The organism is Streptomyces sp. NPDC088910 (assembly GCF_044749865.1).
GTDB lineage: Bacteria > Actinomycetota > Actinomycetes > Streptomycetales > Streptomycetaceae > Actinacidiphila.
This window is the reverse complement of sequence record NZ_JBIVIV010000003.1, coordinates 85,897-102,157: the sequence shown is the minus strand read 5'-3', so window position 1 is coordinate 102,157 and position 16,261 is coordinate 85,897. Positions and strand designations below refer to the sequence as shown.

The window sequence follows — 16,261 nt, the reverse complement described above, 5'->3', positions numbered from 1 at the left end:
TGTCGCGGGGAGTTATCCACAGGCTGGGACCAAGATCATCTTCGGCGGTCGAACTCTGTCACAGTGAGTGACGGAGGTGGTACGCATGAACGCACGAGGTGCATTGGGGCGGTACGGCGAGGGGCTGGCGGCCCGCAGGCTGGAGGACGCGGGACTGACCGTGCTCGACCGGAATTGGCGGTGCGGGCGCGACGGGGAGATCGACATTCTGGCGTCCGAGGGGGACGCCCTGGTGGTGTGCGAGGTGAAGACCCGCCGTGACGGCGGCTTCCAGCACCCCATGGCGGCGCTCGGGCCGCGGCAGATCCACCGGCTGCGGTCGCTCGCCGACCGCTGGGCGGCGGAACACGGCGGCGCGCCACCGGGCGGCGTGAGAATCGACCTGGTCGGCATCCTGCTGCCCGCCCGCGGCGCGGCCCGCGTCGAGCATGTGCGGGGGGTGGCGTGATGGGCTTCGCCCGTACGTGCTCGGTCGCGCTGATCGGCGTCGAAGGCGTCGTGGTCGAGGTCCAGGCCGACCTCGAACCCGGCGTGGCGGCCTTCGCCCTGGTCGGACTGCCCGACAAGAGCCTCACCGAGAGCCGCGACCGGGTGCGCGCCGCGATCGTGAACAGCGGCGAGGTCTGGCCGCAGAAGAAGCTCACCGTCGGCCTCAGCCCGGCCTCGGTGCCCAAGGGCGGTTCGGGGTTCGATCTCGCCGTGGCGTGTGCGATCCTCGCCGCCAACGACCGCATCGCCCCCGGATCCATCGCCGATCTCATGATGATCGGCGAACTGGGACTCGACGGACGGGTCCGCCCGGTCCGCGGGGTGCTGCCCGCCGTCCTGGCGGCGGCCGACGCCGGATACCGGCAGGTCGTGGTGCCGGAGCGCACCACGGCCGAGGCATCCCTGGTCCCCGGCGTCTCCGTCCTCGGCATCCGCACCCTGCGGCAGCTCGTCGCCCTCCTCAACGACGAGCTGGCCCCCGAGGAGGACCTGGACCCGGCGCGGGCGGACGGCCGCCCCGACCCGATACTGGCAGGGCTGACCGTGCCGGGCGGCGGCGTCGGGACCGGACTGGCCGGCGGCCTCGGCGACGCCTCGCTCACCGGGCACGGCCCCGACCTGGCCGACGTCGCCGGACAGCGGACCGCCCGCACCGCGCTGGAGGTCGCCGCCGCCGGCGGACACCATCTGTATCTGAAGGGCCCGCCGGGCGCGGGCAAGACGATGCTCGCCGAGCGGCTGCCCGGCATCCTGCCGCCGCTCACCCGCCAGGAGTCCCTGGAGGTCACCGCCGTCCACTCGGTGGCGGGCATCCTCCCGCCAGGACGGCCCATGGTCGACGCCCCGCCGTACTGCGCGCCGCACCACTCGGCCACCATGCCCTCGCTGGTCGGCGGCGGCAGCGGACTGCCCCGACCGGGCGCGGTCTCGCTCGCCCATCGCGGGGTGCTGTTCCTTGACGAGGCTCCGGAATTCAGCGTGCGGGCGCTGGAGGCGCTGCGGCAACCGCTCGAATCGGGCCATGTCGTGGTCGCCCGCGCGGCGGGCGTGATGCGGCTCCCTGCCCGCTTCATGCTGGTGCTCGCCGCCAACCCCTGCCCCTGCGGGCGCTACTCGATGCTGGGCGAGGGCTGCGACTGCTCGCCCACCGCCGTCCGCCGCTACCAGGGCAGGCTTTCAGGGCCGCTGCTGGACCGCGTCGACCTGCGCGTCGAAGTGGAATCCGTCAGCAGATCCGACCTCCTCGGCCAGGGCCCCGGCGAATCCACCGCCACCGTCGCCGCCCGGGTCGTCGCCGCGCGCGAGCGTGCCGCGGCCCGCTACCGGGACACCCCCTGGAAGCTGAACAGCGAGATCCCCGGCCACGAGATGCGCACCCGCTGGCACGTCGCCCCCGGCGCCCTGCACCCCGCCGAGCGCGACATGGAACGCGGCCTGCTCACCGCCCGTGGCCTCGACCGCGTCCTGCGCGTCGCCTGGTCCCTCGCCGACCTCGCGGGCCACGACCGCCCCGATGTCGACGACGTCTTCCAGGCGCTCCACCTCAGGACCGGTGTCAGCCGCGGGGTGCCCGTAGCGGGAGGTGTGTGATGCGGCGGCGGAGGGGGTCGCCGGGCCCCGATGGGGCCGGGCCGCCGGGGGAGGAGACGGCCACTGGTTCAGCCGCCGAGGGTGGCGCAGGGAGGGTCCGGGGTTCGCAGGCCGCCGATGGCTCTCAGGTCGGCGCCGCGGCCGGTGGGGCCGGTCCACCGACGCCGGCGGTGCCCCCGCCGACGGTGCCCGCTTTGGCGGTACCTGCCTTGGCGGCTGCCGTGCCGGAGGCGGAGCGGTTGGCGCGGGTGGCGATCACGCGGATCGCCGATCCCGGGGACGAGGTAGTGGGGCGGGCGCTGCGGGAGAGGGGAGCCGAAGAGGTGCTGCGCGCGCTACGGGAGGGGGAGGCGCTGCCCGGAGCCGGTCCGCGGCGGACCGACGGATACCGGACGCGGTCGGTTCGCGCCGACCCCGAGGGGGATCTGGAGGCCGCACGCCGGGCCGGAGGACGGTTCGTCTGCCCCGAGGACGCCGACTGGCCGGGGCAGTTGGACGACCTCGGGCCGCAGCGCCCGTACGGCCTGTGGGTACGCGGGCAGCCGTCGCTACGGCTGTGGGCACTGCGCTCGGTGGCCGTGGTCGGCGCACGGGCCTGCACCGACTACGGCGCCCACATGGCGGCGCGGCTCGGCGGGGGACTGGCGCGGGCGGGCTGGGTGGTGGTCTCGGGAGCCGCCTACGGGGTGGACGGTGTGGTGCACCGGGGCGCGCTGCGGGCGGGCGGCGCCACCATCGGCGTGGTGGCCAGCGGCGTCGATGTGCCGTACCCGCCGGGCAACGCCCAGTTGATCGGCGAGATCGCCGAACGCGGCCTGCTCGTCGGCGAACTGCCGCCGGGCGACCACCCCACCCGCAGCAGATTCGTGCTGCGGAACCGGGTGATCGCCGCCCTGACCCGCGGCACGGTGGTGGTCGAGGCGCGCTACCGCAGCGGTTCCCTGGTCACCGCGCGGCGGGCCGCCCAGTTGGGGCGGGTGACGATGGGGGTGCCGGGGCCCTGCACGAGCGGTCTGTCGGAAGGGGTGCACGAACTGCTGCGCGGGGACGCCGTGGTGGTGACCGACGCGGCCGAAGTCATCGAGATGGTGGGGGAGATCGGCGCCGACCTCGCACCCGCCCGCCGCGGACCCGTACTGCCGCGCGATCTGCTCGACCCGGCGGCGGCCCGCGTACTGGAAGCGCTCCCCGGTCAACGGGACGCCCGCGAAGAGGAGATCGCCCTCGCCGTGGGGTCCACCAGCGACGACACGCTGAGACGGCTCTACGAATTGCAGGCCCTCGGCTTCGTCGAACGCGACGACGGGCGGTGGAAGTTGGTCCGTACCGCGCACGACGGCGCGCCGCGTCGGGAGGGTTGACGCCATCGACACACCATCAGGTGACAGGAAACCGCCGTGACCTGGGACGATCGTAGGACCGGCCGTGGGCGGCCCGGCGGCCCACCATGATGACCCGAGGGGCTCCCGCGCGGGCCCCGTACCGGGCGGTATAGCCGGTCCGGTGAGCGCGCACCGGTAGAGGAACGTATCTGCGCATGTCCCATACGGATGATGTAGCAATAAGCGACACTATGGTCACGCTACGCTCGCGGAGGCTCGATTTCCCGCCCACGTCTCGGCAGAACGGCTCAAAACGGCACATGCCCCAGTACACCCCCGGGTCCGAGCGGGCGACGGCGGCGACCGCCCCCCGCACCTCCCCTCGGCCAGCCGCCCCCACGTCGCTCGACGAACTGTGGCGGACCTATAAGTCCACGGGGGACGCCCGGCTGCGGGAGCAGTTGATCCTGCACTACTCGCCGCTGGTGAAGTACGTGGCGGGCCGGGTCAGCGTCGGACTCCCGGCCAACGTCGAGCAGGCCGACTTCGTCTCCTCCGGGGTGTTCGGACTCATCGACGCGATCGAGAAGTTCGACCCGGAACGCGCGATCAAATTCGAGACCTACGCGATCACCCGTATCCGCGGCGCCATGATCGACGAACTGCGCGCGCTCGACTGGATCCCGCGCTCCGTCCGGCAGAAGGCGCGCGCCGTCGAACGCGCCTACGCCACCCTTGAGGCCAAGCTGCGCCGCACTCCGAGCGAGCCCGAGGTGGCGGCGGAGATGGGCGTCGGGATCGAAGACCTGCACGCGGTGTTCAGCGCGCTGTCCCTGGCCAACGTCGTCGCGCTGGAGGACCTCCTGCACGCGGGCGGCGAGGGCGGCGACCGGCTCAGCCTCGTCGACACCCTGGAGGACACCGGCGCCGACAACCCCGTCGAGGTCGCCGAGGACCGTGAGCTGCGCCGACTGCTCGCCCGCGCGGTCAACACCCTTCCCGAACGCGAGAAGACCGTCGTCACCCTCTACTACTACGAGGGCCTGACACTCGCCGAGATCGGCCAGGTACTCGGCGTCACCGAAAGCAGGGTCAGCCAGATCCACACCAAGTCCGTCCTCCAACTACGGGCAAAGCTGGCCGACGTCGGGCGGTGACAGGCGCGGCACAGTGTCTACAGTGGTGGGATGCCCAGGATTCGAGCGGCCTCGGTGGCCGAACACCGGACGATGCAGCGCCAGGCCCTGCTGGACGCCGCGCGTTCGCTGCTGTCCGAGGGCGGCACGGAGGCGCTGACCTTCCCCGCCCTGGCCGAGCGCACCGGACTGGCGCGCTCCTCGGTCTACGAGTACTTCCGCTCCCGCGCCGCGGTGGTCGAAGAGCTGTGCGCCGTGGACTTCCCCGTCTGGGCCGCCGAGGTCGAGGCCGCCATGCAGGCCGCCGACACCGCCGAGGGCCAGATCGAGGCCTACGTACGCAGCCAGCTCGCGCTGGTCGGCGACCGCCGCCACCGCGCCGTCGTCGCGATCTCCGCCGGTGAACTGGACGCGGGCGCCCGCGAGAAGATCCGCGCCGCCCACGGCGGCCTGGTCACGATGGTCGGCGCCGCCCTCGCGGCCCTCGGCCACGCCGAGCCCCGCCTGACCGCCATGCTCCTGCAAGGCGTGGTCGACGCCGCGGTCCGCCGGATCGAACTCGGCGCCGCAGAAGACCCCGTCCACATCACCGAGTCGGCCGTCACGATGGCGCTGCACGGGGTGACCGGTCGCCCCTGACCCGGGCTGCCGCCACCGCCTTCCGTACCGTCCCGCCCGCCGCCGCGCCGAACACCGGCAGCAGCCGGGAGGGCCCCGCGCGCAGCAGCCACGGCGGCAGCAGGGTCAACGGGTCGAGGTAGACGTCACCCCGCAGGAGGCCCCAGTGGAGGCAACCGGGTGAGCGGTGGACGGCGGAGTCGGTCACCGCTCCCAGCGGCCCGCCCGCGGCGAGCCGGGTGCCGACCGCGACCGTCCCCCGTACCGGCTCATAGGTGACGCGCAGGCTCGCGTCCGGCCGGTCGAGCCGCAGCACGACGACATCGGTGCCCGCCACCTTCCCCGCGAAGGTCACCTCGCCGGGAGCCGCCGCCCGCACCACGCTCCCCGGCCCCGCGCGTAAGTCGACCCCGCGGTGTCCCGCGGCATAGGGCGTCGCGGGCGGCTCGAAGGCGCGCAGCACCGCCGGCCGCCCCCGTACTCCCGGCCCTGCCACGGGCCAGCAGCGCGCGTCCGAGCCGGCGCCCGCGCACCCCGCGCCGCCCGCCGTACCGGCGCCGCTCGCCGTCCCCGTGCCGCTCGCCGTCCCCGTGCCGCCGGGGAGGGCCGTCAGCAGAGCTGTCATCACCACCGTCAACCACATGTGAAGTGCCATGGCACGAGCATCCCGGATCCGGGCGGCGAAAGATGATCATGGTCCTGGCCTGTGGATAACTCGGGTGTCGCCCGGCACTCCACCGGTCCCGTACACTTTCTCTGGCGATCCGGGTCACCGGGTCGACTTCGCACGCCCCGCCACCCACTCCCCTCATCGGGACGGTGGCCGCGCCCCTCGGTCCCTCGTGGCACGGCGCGTCGGGACGTCAGGCGCGACCGCCGTCCGGCGGTCGCGATAACCGAGTACCTCAAGGAGTACGGCCATGGCCGTCGTCACGATGCGGGAGCTGCTGGAGAGCGGCGTCCACTTCGGGCACCAGACCCGTCGCTGGAACCCGAAGATGAAGCGCTTCATCTTCACCGAGCGCAATGGCATCTACATCATCGACCTGCTCCAGTCGCTGTCGTACATCGACCGCGCCTACGAGTTCGTCAAGGAGACCGTCGCGCACGGCGGCTCCATCATGTTCGTCGGCACCAAGAAGCAGGCGCAGGAAGCCATCGCGGAGCAGGCCTCCCGCGTCGGCATGCCCTACGTCAACCAGCGCTGGCTGGGCGGCATGCTCACCAACTTCTCGACCGTCTACAAGCGCCTCCAGCGCCTGAAGGAGCTCGAGGAGATCGACTTCGACGACGTGGCCGCGTCCGGCCTCACGAAGAAGGAGCTGCTGGTCCTCTCCCGCGAGAAGGACAAGCTGGAGAAGACCCTCGGCGGCATCCGCGAGATGCAGAAGGTGCCGAGCGCCGTCTGGATCGTCGACACCAAGAAGGAGCACATCGCCGTCGGTGAGGCGCGCAAGCTCCGCATCCCGGTCGTCGCGATCCTCGACACCAACTGCGACCCCGACGAGGTCGACTACAAGATCCCGGGCAACGACGACGCGATCCGTTCCGTCACGCTGCTCACCCGTGTGATCGCCGACGCCGTCGCCGAGGGCCTCATCGCCCGTTCCGGTGCCGCCACCGGTGACAAGAAGGCCGAAGGCGTCGCCGAGCCGCTCGCCGAGTGGGAGCGTGACCTGCTCGAGGGCGAGAAGAAGGCCGACGAGGCGCCCGCCGCCGACGCGACCGCCGCCGCTGCCGAGGCGCCCGCCGCCGAGGCCGAGGCTCCGGCCGACGCCGCCCCGGCCGCCGCCGAGACCGCCGAGGCTCCGGCCGACGCCGCCCCGGCCGCCACGGAGGGCGAGTCCGAGCAGGCCTGAGCCTGTTCCGACCCGTACCGACGGCACACCGGCACCACCGGTCAACCGCACAGCAGCAGGACGCGTATCGCGTACGACGCGTACGACGTGAACCACGCGTGACGACGGCGGGGGCCCATGCCCCCGCCGTCCACCCGTAGATCCACCGACCATTCGGGAAGAGACTTAAACCCATGGCGAACTTCACCGCCGCTGACGTCAAGAAGCTCCGCGAGCTGACCGCCGCGGGCATGATGGACTGCAAGAACGCCCTTGTGGAGGCCGAAGGCGACCTGGACAAGGCCGTCGAGATCCTTCGGGTCAAGGGCCAGAAGGGCGTCACCAAGCGCGAGGGCCGCTCGGCCTCCAACGGTGCGGTCGTCTCCCTGATCGCCGCCGACAACTCCGAGGGCGTCCTCGTCGAGCTGAAGTGCGAGACGGACTTCGTCGCCAAGGGCGACAAGTTCGTCGCCGTGGCCGACGCCATCGCCGCCCACGTCGCCGCCAGCAAGCCGGCCGACATCACGGCGCTGCTCGGCTCCGAGATCAAGGACGGCCAGACCGTCCAGGCGTACGTGGACGAGGCGAACGCCACCCTCGGCGAGAAGATCGTGCTCGACCGCTTCGCCCAGTTCTCCGGCACCTACGTGACCTCCTACCTGCACCGCACCAGCCCCGACCTGCCCCCGCAGGTCGGCGTCCTGGTCGAGCTGGACAAGGCCGACGCGCAGGTCGCCAAGGACGTCGCCCAGCACATCGCCGCCTTCGCGCCGACCGCCCTGTCCCGCGACGAGATCCCGGCCGAGACGGTCGAGAACGAGCGTCGCGTCGCCGAGGCCACCGCCCGCGAGGAGGGCAAGCCCGAGGCCGCCCTGGCGCGCATCGTCGAGGGCCGGGTGAACGGCTTCTTCAAGGAGAACGTCGTCCTGGAGCAGGCCTTCGCGAAGGACTCCAAGAAGACCGTCCAGAAGGTGCTGGACGAGGCCGGCGTCACGCTGAAGCGTTTCGCGCGTTTCCGCGTCGGCGTCTGATCGCGCTGGACACGAAAGCAGCGAATGACCGACGGCCCGGCTAGGGTCGTACGCGGTCGGCCGCCCGCCGACCGGCCGCAGATGTGACGAGGAGGCCATTGCCGTACAGGGAACCCACGAGGACCCGCGGCAATGGCCTCCTTCGTACGTGCACGAGGAGATCTCCATGGACAAAGGCGCCGATACGGCCCACCACACCACCGCCCACCGCCGCTATCTGCTGAAGCTGTCCGGCGAGGCGTTCGCCGGGGGAGGCGGTCTCGGAGTCGATCCCGACGTCGTGCACGCCATCGCCCGCGAGATCGCCGCGGTCGTCGCGGACGGCTACGAGATCGCCCTCGTCGTCGGCGGCGGCAACTTCTTCCGCGGCGCAGAACTCCAGCAGCGCGGCATGGACCGGGCCCGCTCGGACTACATGGGCATGCTCGGCACGGTCATGAACTGCCTGGCCCTCCAGGACTTCCTGGAGAAGGAGGGCGTCGAGACCCGCGTGCAGACCGCGATCACCATGGGCCAGGTCGCCGAGCCGTACATCCCGCTGCGGGCCGTACGGCACCTGGAGAAGGGCCGCGTCGTCATCTTCGGCGCCGGTATGGGCATGCCGTACTTCTCCACCGACACCACCGCCGCCCAGCGGGCCCTGGAGATCGACGCGGCGGCCATGCTGATGGGCAAGAACGGGGTCGACGGGGTCTACGACTCCGACCCCAAGCTGAACCCGGACGCGGTGAAGTTCGACGCCCTGGAGTACGGCGAGGTCATCACCCGCGACCTGCGGGTCGCCGACCTCACCGCGATCACCCTCTGCCAGGACAACAAGCTGCCGATCCTCGTCTTCGAGCTGCTCGCCGAAGGGAACATCGCGCGGGCCGTGAAGGGTGAGAAGATCGGCACGCTGGTCAACGACCGGGGCTCCAGGGCTTAATGACCGCCCGAGCGCCGGGTGGTGACACGTCCCGGTTCGCCCGGTCCGGGGATGGACAACAGGCTGCCGGTCGGACACCGTGCAGGAAAGACGCGCGCAGGGGCCCGACCGTCAGGCTCCGCCTTCTGAATACCAGGAGCACATGGTGATTGAAGAGACCCTCCTCGAGGCCGAGGAGAAGATGGAGAAGGCCGTCGTCGTCGCCAAGGAGGACTTCGCGGCGATCCGTACCGGCCGGGCGCACCCCGCGATGTTCAACAAGATCGTGGCCGAGTACTACGGCGCGCCCACCCCGATCAACCAGCTCGCCTCGTTCGCGGTGCCCGAGCCGCGGATGGCGGTGATCACCCCCTTCGACAGCAGCAGTCTGCGCAACATCGAGGAGGCGATCCGCAACTCCGACCTCGGCGTCAACCCGAGCAACGACGGCCGGATCATCCGGGTGGCGTTCCCGCAGCTCACCGAGGAGCGGCGCCGGGAGTACATCAAGGTCGCCAAGACCAAGGGCGAGGACGCCAAGATCTCGATCCGCAGCGTCCGCCGCAAGGCCAAGGAGACCCTCGACAAGCTCGTCAAGGACGGCGAGTCGGGCGAGGACGAGGTGCGCCGCGCGGAGAAGGAGCTGGACGACACGACGTCGAAGTACGTCGCCCAGGTCGACGAGCTGCTCAAGCACAAGGAAGCCGAGCTGCTGGAGGTCTGACCGGCCGGGCCCCCGGGCCCGCCCCGGAAACACCGCCCCGGACATCTCCGTCCGTCCGGACACACGCCCGTCCGGACACGCCCGTCCTGGCGCCGTTCCTGACGCCCGTCCGGACACCGGCAGAACGACCGTATGCACGATCCCGCCCTCAGCCCTTCCCGGCCGACACACGACGACGCGAGGCGAAGCTCAGTGAACGACTCTTCCTGGGGCGCTTCGCCACGCGCCGGTCACTGGGGAGCGCCCGAGGACACGGTCACCAACGGCGCGGCCGACGGCTCGATTGCGGATGACACGATCATCTATCCGGCGGGTTCCGCACCCGATTCCGGGCGTGGCAGGAAGACTCCTCCTATGCCAACCGCCCCGGAGCCGACACCGCCGCCGCAGCCCCCCGCGAAGAAGTCCGCAGGGCGGAATCTGCGCGCGGCGATAGGGGTCGGCCTCGGCCTCGGCGCGGTCATCGTCGCCTCGCTCTTCATCGTGAAGGCGGTGTTCGTCGGCGTCGTGGTCGTCGCCGCCGCCGTCGGCGTCTGGGAGCTGACCTCGCGGCTGGCGGAGCGCAAGGGCATCCGCGCCCCGCTGATCCCGATCGCGGCCGGCGGTACGGCGATGATCATCGCCGGGTATCTGCGCGGCGCGGACGGCGCCTGGGTGGCGATGGCCCTCACCGCGCTCGCCATCCTCGTGTGGCGCATGACGGAGCCGCCCGAGAACTACCTGCGCGACGTCACCGCAGGCGTCTTCGCCGCCTTCTACGTGCCCTTCCTGGCCACCTTCGTGGTCATGATGCTCGCCGCCGACGACGGCCCGCGCCGCGTCCTGGTCTTCCTGCTGCTCACCGTGATCAGCGACACCGGTGCCTACGCCGTCGGCTGGCGCTTCGGCAAGCACAAGCTCGCGCCCCGCATCAGCCCCGGCAAGACCCGCGAGGGCCTGCTCGGCGCGATCTCCTTCGCCATGGTCGCGGGCGCCCTGCTCATGCAGTACGTCATCGACGACGGCCGCTGGTGGCAGGGCCTCCTCCTCGGCCTCGCCGCCGCCGTCAGCGCCACCCTCGGCGACCTCGGCGAATCCATGATCAAGCGCGACCTCGGCATCAAGGACATGGGCACCCTCCTGCCGGGCCACGGCGGCATCATGGACCGCCTCGACTCCCTGCTCCCCACCGCCCCCGTGGTCTGGCTCCTCCTGGCCGTCTTCGTCGGCACCGGCTGACCCCGACGGCCCGCCGCCCGAGCGACAGCCCCCGGACCAGCGGGCGACCGGCCGACCCATTTCGATCTGCGACACTTGTCAGATCATGCCTGTACCCGGAGAACTCACTTTTGCCGCGCCGCGTGGGGCCAAGAAGCCGCCGCGGCACCTTGCCGACCTCACTCCCGTCGAGCGGCGGGAGGCGGTGGCCGCGCTCGGGGAGAAGCCGTTCCGGGCGAAGCAACTGTCGCAGCACTACTTCGCGCGGTACGCCGACGATCCGGCGGCGTGGACGGACATTCCGGCCGCGGCGCGGGGGAAGCTGGCGGAGGACCTGCTGCCGGAGCTGATGACGGTGGTGCGGCACGCGTCGTGCGACGACGGGGACACCCGTAAGACGCTGTGGAAGCTGTTCGACGGGACGCTCGTCGAGTCGGTGCTGATGCGGTACCCGGACCGGGTCACGATGTGCATCTCCTCGCAGGCGGGCTGCGGCATGAACTGCCCGTTCTGCGCGACCGGGCAGGCCGGTCTCGACCGGAATCTGTCCACCGCCGAGATCGTGCACCAGATCGTCGCGGGCATGAAGAGCCTGCGCGACGGCGAGGTGCCCGGGGGGCCCGCGCGGCTGTCGAACATCGTCTTCATGGGGATGGGCGAGCCGCTGGCCAACTACAAGCGCGTGATCGGCGCCATCCGCCGCCTCACCGACCCCGAGCCGGACGGCCTCGGCCTGTCGCAGCGCGGCATCACCGTCTCCACGGTCGGCCTGGTCCCGGCGATCTACCGGTTCGCCGACGAGGGGCTGAAGTGCCGCCTCGCTGTCTCGCTGCACGCGCCCGACGACGAGCTGCGCGACACCCTGGTGCCGGTCAACACCCGCTGGAAGGTCCGCGAGGTGCTGGACGCGGCCTGGCACTACGCCGAGGTCTCCGGCCGCCGGATCTCCATCGAGTACGCGCTGATCCGGGACATCAACGACCAGGCGTGGCGCGCGGACCGGCTCGGCCGGATGCTGAAGAACCACCGGGTGCACGTCAATCTGATCCCGCTCAACCCCACGCCCGGCTCCAAGTGGACGGCCTCCCGGCCGGAGGACGAGCGGGCGTTCGTCGCCGCGCTCGAGTCCCACGGCGTGCCCGTGACCGTACGGGACACCCGCGGCCAGGAGATCGACGGCGCGTGCGGCCAGCTCGCGGCCTCGGAGCGCTGAGGCGCCGGGCGCGTTAGGGGCCCGGCGCTGACCAGCCCTTTCGCACCTGCTGCTATCGTGCTCGTGCAATCACACAAGTACGGACAAGTGAACATTCCGACAGGGGAGCGCCTGAGACGGCGCTGAGAGTGCGGCCCACGAGACCGCAGACCCTCGGACCTGATCCGGGTCATACCGGCGTAGGGAGTCTGCACAGATGAACACCATCCGTCGGCGTGCCATCGGCGCGCTCGTCCTGGCCACGGTCGGCGCCACCGCGCTCGCCGCGTGCGGCAGCGACTCGGGCGGCACCAAGACCAGCGGCGGCAGCACGTCCAAGACCGTGACGCTGGTCAGCCACGACTCCTTCGCGGCGTCCGACGCCGTGCTCAAGGACTTCACCAAGGAGACCGGCTACACGGTCAAGGTGCTGCGCGGCGGAGACGCGGGCGCGGCCGTCAACCAGGCGATCCTCACCAAGGACCACCCGCAGGGCGACGTCTTCTTCGGCGTCGACAACACGCTGCTGTCCCGCGCGCTCGACAACGGCCTGTTCACCCCGTACGCGGCCAAGGGCCTCGACCAGGTGCCCGCCGACCTCCAACTCGACGCGGTCAAGCACCGGGTGACGCCCATCGACTCCGGTGACGTCTGCGTCAACTACGACCGGGCGTACTTCACCGCGCACAAGCTGGCCCCGCCCGTCACCTTCGCGGACCTGGTCAAGCCGGAGTACAAGAACCTGCTGGTCACCGAGAACGCCGCGACGTCCTCGCCCGGTCTGGCCTTCCTGCTCGGCAGCGCCGCCGCCTACGGGGACTCCGACTGGCAGTCGTACTGGAAGAAGCTCAAGGCCAACGGCGTCGAGGTCGTGGACGGTTGGGAGCAGGCGTACAACGACCGCTTCTCCGGCTCCTCGGCAGGCAAGAAGGCCAAGGGCGACAAGCCGCTGGTCGTGTCGTACGCGTCCAGCCCGCCCGCCGAGGTCGTGGGCGTCACCCCCGCGCCCGCCCAGTCCCCGACCGGGGTCTCCACCGGCACCTGCTTCCGCCAGATCGAATTCGCCGGGCTGCTGCACGGCGCGAAGAACACCGCGGGCGGCAAGGCACTGATCGACTTCCTGCTGAGCAGGACGTTCCAGGAGGACATGCCCCTCCAGATGTACGTCGACCCGGTGCGCAAGGACGCCGCCGAGCCCGAGGTGTTCACCACATACGGCGCGAAGATCACCGACCCGAAGACGCTGGCGCCCGACAAGATCGCCGCCAAGCGCGACGAGTGGGTCAAGGCATGGTCGTCGATCGTCCTCAAGTGACGCCCGGCGCCGAAAAGACGGACGCGGCCGATACGTCGGGCCACGCCGATACGGCGGACACGACCGGCACGGCGGACACGACCGGCACGGCGGACACGACCGGCACGGCACCTGCGGTACGCGGCAGGGCCCGGTCGCTCGTACCCGGTCGCGGCACCGCGATCCGGCTCGCCCTGATGGCCGTGCCCGCCGCCTTCTTCGGGGTGTTCTTCGCCTACCCCGTGATCTCCATCGTCGGCCGCGGCCTGCACCAGGGCGGCCGGTGGCAGCTCGGCCGGATCGGCGACGTCCTCGGCGACGGCTCCATCCGGCACGTGCTGTGGTTCACCTGCTGGCAGGCCGCCGCGTCCACCGCGCTGACCCTGGCCGTCGCCCTGCCCGGCGCGTACGTCTTCGCGCGGCTCGACTTCCCCGGCAAGCGGCTGCTGCGGGCCGTCGTCACCGTGCCCTTCGTGCTGCCGACCGTGGTCGCCGGTTCGGCCTTCCTCGCGCTGCTCGGCCGCGGCGGCTTCACCGACTCGCTGTGGGGCGTCCGCCTGGACACCACCGTGTGGGCGATCCTCATCGCGCACGTCTTCTTCAACTACGCGGTGGTCGTCCGCACCGTCGGCGGCCTGTGGGCGCAGCTCGATCCGCGTCAGGAAGAGGCCGCGCGGATGCTCGGCGCGAGCCGGCTCGCCGCCTGGCGGCGGGTCACGCTGCCCGCGCTCGGCCCCTCGGTGGCCGCCGCCGGGCTGATGGTGTTCCTGTTCACCTTCACCTCCTTCGGCGTGATCCAGATCCTCGGCGGCCCGCTGTACTCCACCCTCGAAGTGGAGATCTACCGGCAGACCGCGGAACTCCTCGACCTGCCGACCGCCGCCGTGCTGACCCTGCTGCAATTCGCCGCCGTCGCCGCGATCCTCGCCGTGCACGCCTGGACCGTACGCCGCCGGGAGTCCACGCTGCGGCTGGTCGACGCGGCCACCACCGCGCACCGGCCGCGCGGCAGGGGGGAGCGGACGCTGCTCGCCGGAGTGCTCGCCGTCATCGCGCTGCTGATCCTGCTGCCGCTGGGCGTGCTCGTCGCCCGCTCGCTGGACGGCCCCGACGGCTACGGCTTCGCCTTCTACCGCTCGCTCGGCTCCGTCGGCTCGGGCCGGAGCGGCGGCACCTTCACCGTCGCCCCGCTGGAGACGGTCTGGAATTCGCTGCGGTACGCCGCCGTCGCCGCCGTCATCGCCTTGACGGTCGGCGGGCTCGCCGCCGCGGCCCTGGTCCGCAGGGCGGGACGGCTGGTCCGCGGCTTCGACGCGCTGCTGATGCTGCCGCTCGGCACCTCCGCCGTCACCGTCGGCTTCGGCTTCCTGATCACCCTCGACAAGCCGCCGCTCGACCTGCGGTCCTCCTGGATCCTGGTGCCGCTCGCCCAGGCGCTGGTCGGTGTGCCGTTCGTCGTACGCGTCATGCTGCCGGTGCTGCGCGCCGTGGACGACCGGCTGCGGGAGGCCGCCGCGGTGCTCGGCGCGTCACCGCTACGGGTCTGGCGCGAGGTCGAACTCCCGCTCGTCGGACGGGCGCTGGCCGTCGCCGCGGGCTTCGCCTTCGCCGTGTCGCTCGGCGAGTTCGGCGCCACCGTCTTCATCGCCCGCCCCGACAGCCCCACCCTCCCGGTCGCCGTCGCCCGGCTGCTCGGCCGCGCGGGCCCGTCCACGTACGGCCAGGCCATGGCACTGAGCACCATCCTCATGCTGGTCTGCGCCGCGTCGCTGCTGGTGCTGGAGAATCTGCGCCCGCGCGGCCGGGGCGCCGACCCCTCACCCGGGGAGTTCTGATGACGCTGCTGCGAGTCGAGGACGCGACCGTACGGTTCGGCGCGCGGGCCGCGCTGGACGCCGTCACGCTGGAGGTGGCCGCGCACGAGACGGTGTGCGTGCTCGGGCCCAGCGGCAGCGGCAAGTCCACGCTGCTGCGGGCCGTCGCCGGACTCCAGCCGCTGGACGGCGGACGGGTGCTGCTCGACGGCGCCGACCAGGCGGGCGTTCCCGCGCACCGGCGCGGCGTCGGCCTGATGTTCCAGGACCACCAGCTCTTTCCGCAGCGCGACGTCGGCGGCAACGTTGCCTTCGGGCCGCGCATGCACAAGGTGCCGCGCGAGCGGCGCGAGGAGCGGGTGCGCGAACTGCTCGACCTCGTCGGGCTGCCCGGCGCGGGCGGGCGCGGCGTCGCCACGCTCTCCGGCGGGGAGCAGCAGCGGGTCGCCCTGGCCCGCGCCCTCGCCCCCGAGCCGCGCCTGCTCATGCTCGACGAGCCGCTGGGACAGCTCGACCGGGCGCTGCGCGAACGGCTCGTCGTGGAGCTGCGCGAACTCTTCCGTCGCCTGGGGACGACGGTCCTGGCCGTCACGCACGACCAGAGCGAGGCGTTCGCCCTCGCGGACCGGGTCGTGGTGATGCGCGACGGGCGCATCGCGCAGTCCGGTACGCCGCTGGAGGTCTGGCAGCGGCCGGTGTCGCCCTTCGTGGCCCGCTTCCTCGGCTTCGACAACATCGTGGACGCCAGCGTCGGGGGTGGCGTCGCCGATACGCCGTGGGGGAAGGTGCCGGTGCCCTCCGGCACCCCGCAGGGGCCCTGCCACCTGCTCATCCGGCCCGCCGGGGTGCGCCTCACCGGACCCGGGTCCGGGCTTCGCTGCACTGTCGTCGCCCGCACGTTTCGTGGCGACCACATCACGCTCGTCCTGGCGCCGGAGGCGGGGCCGCGCCTCGAAGCCGGGTGCCCTTGGCGGGCGGCACCCGAGGTCGGTGCCGAGGTCGCCGTGACCTTCGCCCCCGAAGAGGTCGTCCTCCTCGCGGACGCCCCCCACCGCCCCTAGGGCCGGTCCTTCAGGGGCGCGGGGAACCGCGCGAGCAATCCGCCACCGGCC

14 protein-coding genes, 1 pseudogene and 1 riboswitch are annotated in these 16,261 nt (G+C 72.0%); of the genes and pseudogenes, 14 read left to right on the top strand and 1 reads right to left on the bottom strand.

Features of this window, described 5'->3' with window-relative positions; all coding sequences use genetic code 11:
* Window positions 1–63 precede the first annotated feature (63 nt).
* From ACIP4Z_RS08800 to ACIP4Z_RS08780, 5 genes and pseudogenes are all read left to right on the top strand, one after another.
* A pseudogene (locus tag ACIP4Z_RS08800) lies at window positions 64–448 on the top strand (YraN family protein).
* Window positions 448–2,079: a YifB family Mg chelatase-like AAA ATPase gene (locus tag ACIP4Z_RS08795; protein ID WP_401306121.1), complete on the top strand. Its 1,632-nt coding sequence runs from the start codon at window positions 448–450 to the stop codon at window positions 2,077–2,079. Before ACIP4Z_RS08800 ends, ACIP4Z_RS08795 begins: the two are co-directional and overlap by 1 nt.
* 194 nt (window positions 2,080–2,273) lie before the next feature.
* Window positions 2,274–3,440, top strand: a complete 1,167-nt coding sequence (gene dprA / locus ACIP4Z_RS08790) for a DNA-processing protein DprA (protein WP_401306119.1) — start codon at window positions 2,274–2,276, stop codon at window positions 3,438–3,440.
* Between the two features lie 281 nt (window positions 3,441–3,721).
* The gene (gene whiG / locus ACIP4Z_RS08785) at window positions 3,722–4,558 is read left to right on the top strand and encodes an RNA polymerase sigma factor WhiG (protein ID WP_355346480.1); all 837 of its coding nucleotides are present in this window, start codon (window positions 3,722–3,724) and stop codon (window positions 4,556–4,558) included.
* Window positions 4,559–4,588: 30 nt separating this feature from the next.
* The gene (locus ACIP4Z_RS08780) at window positions 4,589–5,176 is read left to right on the top strand and encodes a helix-turn-helix domain-containing protein (RefSeq protein ID WP_355346483.1); all 588 of its coding nucleotides are present in this window, start codon (window positions 4,589–4,591) and stop codon (window positions 5,174–5,176) included.
* On the opposite strand, the gene ACIP4Z_RS08775 is transcribed toward ACIP4Z_RS08780, so the two are convergent.
* Window positions 5,139–5,810 (bottom strand): peptidoglycan DD-metalloendopeptidase family protein, encoded by a 672-nt coding sequence (locus ACIP4Z_RS08775; RefSeq protein WP_401306117.1) that lies wholly within the window; start codon window positions 5,808–5,810, stop codon window positions 5,139–5,141. The two genes, ACIP4Z_RS08780 and ACIP4Z_RS08775, sit on opposite strands and share 38 nt — an antisense overlap.
* Window positions 5,811–6,075: 265 nt before the next feature.
* On the opposite strand from ACIP4Z_RS08775, the gene rpsB reads away from it, so the two are divergent.
* The 9 genes from rpsB (at window position 6,076) to ACIP4Z_RS08730 (ending at window position 16,210) form a co-directional block, all read left to right on the top strand.
* On the top strand, window positions 6,076–7,014 hold the full coding sequence (gene rpsB, locus ACIP4Z_RS08770) for a 30S ribosomal protein S2 (protein WP_355346489.1): 939 nt from the start codon (window positions 6,076–6,078) through the stop codon (window positions 7,012–7,014).
* 173 nt (window positions 7,015–7,187) lie between these two features.
* A complete protein-coding gene (gene tsf, locus ACIP4Z_RS08765) occupies window positions 7,188–8,024 on the top strand; it encodes a translation elongation factor Ts (RefSeq protein ID WP_391050340.1) in 837 nt (278 codons plus the stop codon).
* A 166-nt stretch (window positions 8,025–8,190) separates the two neighbouring features.
* Window positions 8,191–8,949, top strand: coding sequence for a UMP kinase (pyrH, locus tag ACIP4Z_RS08760; RefSeq protein ID WP_355346495.1), 759 nt, complete (start codon window positions 8,191–8,193; stop codon window positions 8,947–8,949).
* Between the two features lie 145 nt (window positions 8,950–9,094).
* Window positions 9,095–9,652: a ribosome recycling factor gene (frr, locus tag ACIP4Z_RS08755; protein WP_188281238.1), complete on the top strand. Its 558-nt coding sequence runs from the start codon at window positions 9,095–9,097 to the stop codon at window positions 9,650–9,652.
* Window positions 9,653–9,844: 192 nt separating this feature from the next.
* Window positions 9,845–10,870: a phosphatidate cytidylyltransferase gene (locus ACIP4Z_RS08750; RefSeq protein ID WP_355346498.1), complete on the top strand. Its 1,026-nt coding sequence runs from the start codon at window positions 9,845–9,847 to the stop codon at window positions 10,868–10,870.
* Window positions 10,871–10,955: 85 nt separating this feature from the next.
* Window positions 10,956–12,062, top strand: coding sequence for a 23S rRNA (adenine(2503)-C(2))-methyltransferase RlmN (gene rlmN / locus ACIP4Z_RS08745; protein ID WP_355346501.1), 1,107 nt, complete (start codon window positions 10,956–10,958; stop codon window positions 12,060–12,062).
* Window positions 12,063–12,153: 91 nt separating this feature from the next.
* Window positions 12,154–12,265: riboswitch (TPP riboswitch) on the top strand.
* A complete protein-coding gene (locus ACIP4Z_RS08740; protein ID WP_401306113.1) occupies window positions 12,259–13,356 on the top strand; it encodes a thiamine ABC transporter substrate binding subunit in 1,098 nt (365 codons plus the stop codon). It overlaps the preceding riboswitch by 7 nt.
* A gap of 176 nt (window positions 13,357–13,532) precedes the next feature.
* Entirely contained in the window at window positions 13,533–15,170 is a 1,638-nt protein-coding gene (locus ACIP4Z_RS08735) for an ABC transporter permease (RefSeq protein ID WP_401306565.1), read from the top strand.
* Window positions 15,170–16,210, top strand: coding sequence for an ATP-binding cassette domain-containing protein (locus ACIP4Z_RS08730; RefSeq protein ID WP_391161441.1), 1,041 nt, complete (start codon window positions 15,170–15,172; stop codon window positions 16,208–16,210). Before ACIP4Z_RS08735 ends, ACIP4Z_RS08730 begins: the two co-directional genes overlap by 1 nt.
* The last annotated feature ends 51 nt before the right edge of the window (window positions 16,211–16,261 follow it).

What these genes read in the sequence shown, in the direction of transcription:
- tsf (WP_391050340.1), top strand. Translation starts at nt 7,188, where the DNA reads ATGGCGAACTTCACCGCCGCTGACGTCAAGAAGCTCCGCGAGCTGACC.
- ACIP4Z_RS08780 (WP_355346483.1), top strand. Translation starts at nt 4,589, where the DNA reads ATGCCCAGGATTCGAGCGGCCTCGGTGGCCGAACACCGGACGATGCAG.
- whiG (WP_355346480.1), top strand. Translation starts at nt 3,722, where the DNA reads ATGCCCCAGTACACCCCCGGGTCCGAGCGGGCGACGGCGGCGACCGCC.
- rpsB (WP_355346489.1), top strand. Translation starts at nt 6,076, where the DNA reads ATGGCCGTCGTCACGATGCGGGAGCTGCTGGAGAGCGGCGTCCACTTC.
- ACIP4Z_RS08795 (WP_401306121.1), top strand. Translation starts at nt 448, where the DNA reads ATGGGCTTCGCCCGTACGTGCTCGGTCGCGCTGATCGGCGTCGAAGGC.
- rlmN (WP_355346501.1), top strand. Translation starts at nt 10,956, where the DNA reads ATGCCTGTACCCGGAGAACTCACTTTTGCCGCGCCGCGTGGGGCCAAG.
- ACIP4Z_RS08740 (WP_401306113.1), top strand. Translation starts at nt 12,259, where the DNA reads ATGAACACCATCCGTCGGCGTGCCATCGGCGCGCTCGTCCTGGCCACG.
- ACIP4Z_RS08730 (WP_391161441.1), top strand. Translation starts at nt 15,170, where the DNA reads ATGACGCTGCTGCGAGTCGAGGACGCGACCGTACGGTTCGGCGCGCGG.
- ACIP4Z_RS08775 (WP_401306117.1), bottom strand. Translation starts at nt 5,810, where the DNA reads ATGGCACTTCACATGTGGTTGACGGTGGTGATGACAGCTCTGCTGACG.
- ACIP4Z_RS08735 (WP_401306565.1), top strand. Translation starts at nt 13,533, where the DNA reads ATGGCCGTGCCCGCCGCCTTCTTCGGGGTGTTCTTCGCCTACCCCGTG.
- pyrH (WP_355346495.1), top strand. Translation starts at nt 8,191, where the DNA reads ATGGACAAAGGCGCCGATACGGCCCACCACACCACCGCCCACCGCCGC.